4 protein-coding genes are annotated in these 3,693 nt (G+C 36.9%); 2 read left to right on the forward strand and 2 right to left on the reverse strand.

Features of this window, described 5'->3' with window-relative positions; all coding sequences use genetic code 11:
* Positions 1 to 121 precede the first annotated feature (121 nt).
* Positions 122 to 433 (forward strand): YwiB family protein, encoded by a 312-nt coding sequence (locus MLD65_RS17795; protein WP_243293157.1) that lies wholly within the window; start codon positions 122 to 124, stop codon positions 431 to 433.
* A complete protein-coding gene (argS, locus tag MLD65_RS17800) occupies positions 430 to 2,100 on the forward strand; it encodes an arginine--tRNA ligase (protein WP_243293158.1) in 1,671 nt (556 codons plus the stop codon). The genes MLD65_RS17795 and argS overlap by 4 nt, the downstream gene beginning before the upstream one ends.
* 204 nt (positions 2,101 to 2,304) lie before the next feature.
* Here argS and MLD65_RS17805 read toward each other — a convergent pair whose 3' ends face one another.
* Both MLD65_RS17805 and MLD65_RS17810 read right to left on the reverse strand, forming a co-directional pair.
* Positions 2,305 to 3,186, reverse strand: coding sequence for a hypothetical protein (locus tag MLD65_RS17805; RefSeq protein ID WP_243293159.1), 882 nt, complete (start codon positions 3,184 to 3,186; stop codon positions 2,305 to 2,307).
* On the reverse strand, positions 3,187 to 3,693 hold a 507-nt coding region (locus MLD65_RS17810), incomplete at its 5' end, for an RNA polymerase sigma factor (RefSeq protein ID WP_243293160.1).

A 3,693-nucleotide genomic window follows, 5' to 3' on the forward strand; every position in this document is an offset into this window, starting at 1 on the left:
ATCCACTATACCAAAGAATGAGGTGTTTTTTGCATTTTTAGAATCATTTGTCAATAAACATTTTTTACACCAATGAACCTTAGAACCACTATGGGTGCACTAACTTTTTAAAGTGCGAAGTTTGAGTTATGAAGAAGAACATGATTTCGGAAACGTAAAATCATTGTTAAAAATAACAGATAACGAGCTTTACTTAATGAGGTCGGGTGCGGTTAAGATGCGCCAACGATTTATTGAAAAGGAAGAGACCATATCTAATTATGAAACACAGTTTGGGACATTTAGGCTCTCAACTTATACTAAATCATTGCGAATTAGTACAAACGAAGTGGTAAGTCGTGGTAAACTGAAGATAGAATATGATTTGAAAATAGGGCAAGAAAAGCATGTACATACGTTAACGATTAATTATAAGGAGGATCACAGAGAATGAACATCGTCGAGCAAGTGAAAGAGCGGCTAAAAGAAGAAATTAAAGCGTCCGTGTTAAAAGCAAATCTCGCTAGTGAAGGAGAAATTCCGGCGGTTATTTTGGAAACACCGAAAGATAAAGCACACGGTGATTATTCAACAAACATGGCGATGCAATTAGCTCGTGTGGCGAAAAAAGCCCCTCGTTTTATTGCAGAAGATATTGTTAAACACTTCGATAAATCAAAAGCATCCATTGAAAAAATTGAAATTGCCGGACCTGGATTTATTAATTTTTACATGAATAATCAATATTTAACGGATTTAATTCCAGCGATTATTGAAGCGGGTGAACGTTACGGAGAATCTGATGCTGGCGGAAATCAAAAAATACAAGTAGAGTTCGTCTCAGCTAATCCAACGGGCTCTTTACACTTAGGTCATGCACGTGGAGCGGCTGTTGGGGATTCATTATGTAATATTTTAGACAAAGCCGGCTATGATGTATCACGTGAATATTACATTAATGATGCAGGGAACCAAATTCACAATTTAGCCCTTTCTGTTGAAGCACGCTACTTACAGGCTCTCGGTCAAGAAGCAGAAATGCCGGAAGATGGTTATTACGGAGAAGATATTGTTCAAATCGGAAAGAAGATTGCAGAAGAATATGGTGATCGTTTCTTACATGAAAGCCAAGAAGAGCGTTTAAAGTTTTTCCGTGAATACGGCTTAAAGTTTGAAATGGATAAATTAAAGAAGGATTTAGAAGAATTCCGCGTCTCTTTTGATGTTTGGTATTCCGAAACTTCTTTATATGAAAGTGGAAAAGTAGAAGAAACATTAAATGTTTTACGCGAAAACGGCCATATTTATGAAGAGGATGGAGCTACTTGGTTCCGCTCCACAACATATGGTGATGATAAGGATCGCGTATTAATTAAAAATGACGGTTCCTACACATACTTAACACCGGACATTGCGTACCATAAAGATAAATTAAACCGTGGCTTTGAAAAATTAATCAATATTTGGGGAGCAGACCATCACGGCTATATCCCACGTATGAAGGCAGCAATTCAAGCACTCGGCTATGATCAAGACACGCTCGAAGTGGAAATCATGCAAATGGTGAGCCTTTATAAAAATGGTGAAAAAGTAAAAATGAGCAAACGGACTGGTAAGGCTGTTACGATGCGGGAGTTAATGGAAGAAGTTGGACTCGATGCTGTTCGTTATTTCTTTGCGATGAGAAGCGGTGACTCTCACCTTGACTTTGATCTAGACCTAGCCGTATCCAAGTCCAATGAAAACCCTGTTTACTATGCTCAATATGCCCATGCGCGTATTTGCAGCATTTTACGTCAAGGAGAAGAGCTAGGCCTCTCTTACGAAGGTGAGTTAAACCTTGATGAAATATCGTCTGAAAAAGAAATAGAGCTATTGAAGAAAATAGGCGAATTCCCAAGTGTCGTGGCGGAAGCAGCCGAAAAGCGAATTCCACACCGCATAGCGAATTATATTTACGATGTAGCATCTGCCCTTCATAGCTTCTACAATGCGGAAAAAGTATTAAATCAAGAACATGTAGAAAAATCACGTGCTCGTTTAGCGCTCGTGAAAGCAACACAAATTACATTGCAAAACGCATTAAGCTTAATTGGTGTATCAGCTCCAGAAAAAATGTAATAAATGTTTAGCCCAAATCTTATGGTGGATTTGGGCTTTTTATATTTCTGGTAATTGATGGAATGTGATGGCGAATCCGCAAGTTCATGAAAATAGTCCGCAAATCATGAAAAAAATCCACAACCTTGAAACTTTCTTACTCTGTATTCGTATTATTAACTGGAAATTTAGTAAAAGACAGAAAAAGACGAGGAATCCTCGCCTTTATGATTCGCTATTGCGATGATCGATCACTTTGGCGCCTTTAGGTGGGGTTGTGTCAAATAAATCACTATTTGGATCAATTTCAATTTCTTTTAATTCGATAATGTTGGAATCCTCTTCCTTGTTTCCATTGTGTATCGTAAACACTCGGATCACTTTTCCGTATTTTTTGTCAAACCAATATTCATCAGTATAAAATTCATCAATTTTCACCGAATATTTTTCTACAGGCCGGCCAAAAAATGTATCGGTTCCTAAGTACTTAATATCGTTCTCATCTTTATTCTTCAGGAATGAGGCAAAATCATCCATACCTCTAATTTCTTCAATTGTAAATGTATGTTCACTTTTATTATAGTGATACGCCGTTTCATTGATCATAATGTCATACCCAAATTCATGTTCAATTCTTACTTTATCACCTGTTGAGTATGTTTTGAAGATTCCTCCATCAACATCTTCACAAACAGAATATAGTACTTTTTGCTTTCCATCCTTCTTAGGAAGCGGTTTATTGTCTTCCATTACTTTTTCAGCAAGCAATCGGTTTAGGGCTTTTTGGATCGCAGCTTTTCCAGGAGTCGTGAAGGAAATGGAAAAGCCAACGATGAGAAGTAATGATACTGTAAGGACAAACTGCTTCCATTTTGAGAAATGAATGCGTTTCTTATGAAGGGAGTGGTCATTTGCTTCGTTCTGAAACTCCTCTATATTATCTTCAATAGAGATGAGGTCTAGTGCTTCGTTCATTTGTTGGAATGTTTCAAAATAACGCTCGCATTGTTTACACGTTTTGATGTGTTCATCTACTTGTTGTTTTTCTCGTTCATCTAACAAATCATATTGAAGAATGAGGTCTTGATACATTTCATGCATGTTCATTTAAAAGACCTCCTTATTGATAAGGTTAGACATTAATTGTTTTCGTCCACGAAATATTTTTGTTTTAACGGTGTTCAAGGGAATATTCAGCTTATCGGAAATTTCATGATAAGCGAAACCTTGTTGACGAAGAATGAGTATGTTTCTCGTTTCCTCATCTAATTTGTCTAATAATTCTTTTACGGATTGGACCGTTTGCTTCGCAATGGCATACTCCTCAGGGCTTTGAAACTTAGGAGCAGATAGAGGGTTGTAAATATCGTGTTGTAATTCATCTAATAAATCATGATTTCGTTTTAATTTTCGTAAATGATCGGTCGCTGTATTTTTAGATACAGTCGTAAGCCACCCCAATAAATTTGAAGGGATATCATAATTTTGGCTCATCACCATAACTTGGGGTTGCTTATGTAAAAAACGAATATTTTTCCATATATGGATATGAAAAAAGCGAAAACTCTGGTATCGTAATCGTTGACGAGACAAATCACGATAGGAGTTTTCGCT

Origin of the sequence: Bacillus sp. FJAT-47783 (assembly GCF_022808615.1) — a bacterium.
GTDB lineage: Bacteria > Bacillota > Bacilli > Bacillales > Aeribacillaceae > Bacillus_BZ.

What these genes read in the sequence shown, in the direction of transcription:
- argS (WP_243293158.1), top strand. Translation starts at nt 430, where the DNA reads ATGAACATCGTCGAGCAAGTGAAAGAGCGGCTAAAAGAAGAAATTAAA.
- MLD65_RS17805 (WP_243293159.1), bottom strand. Translation starts at nt 3,186, where the DNA reads ATGAACATGCATGAAATGTATCAAGACCTCATTCTTCAATATGATTTG.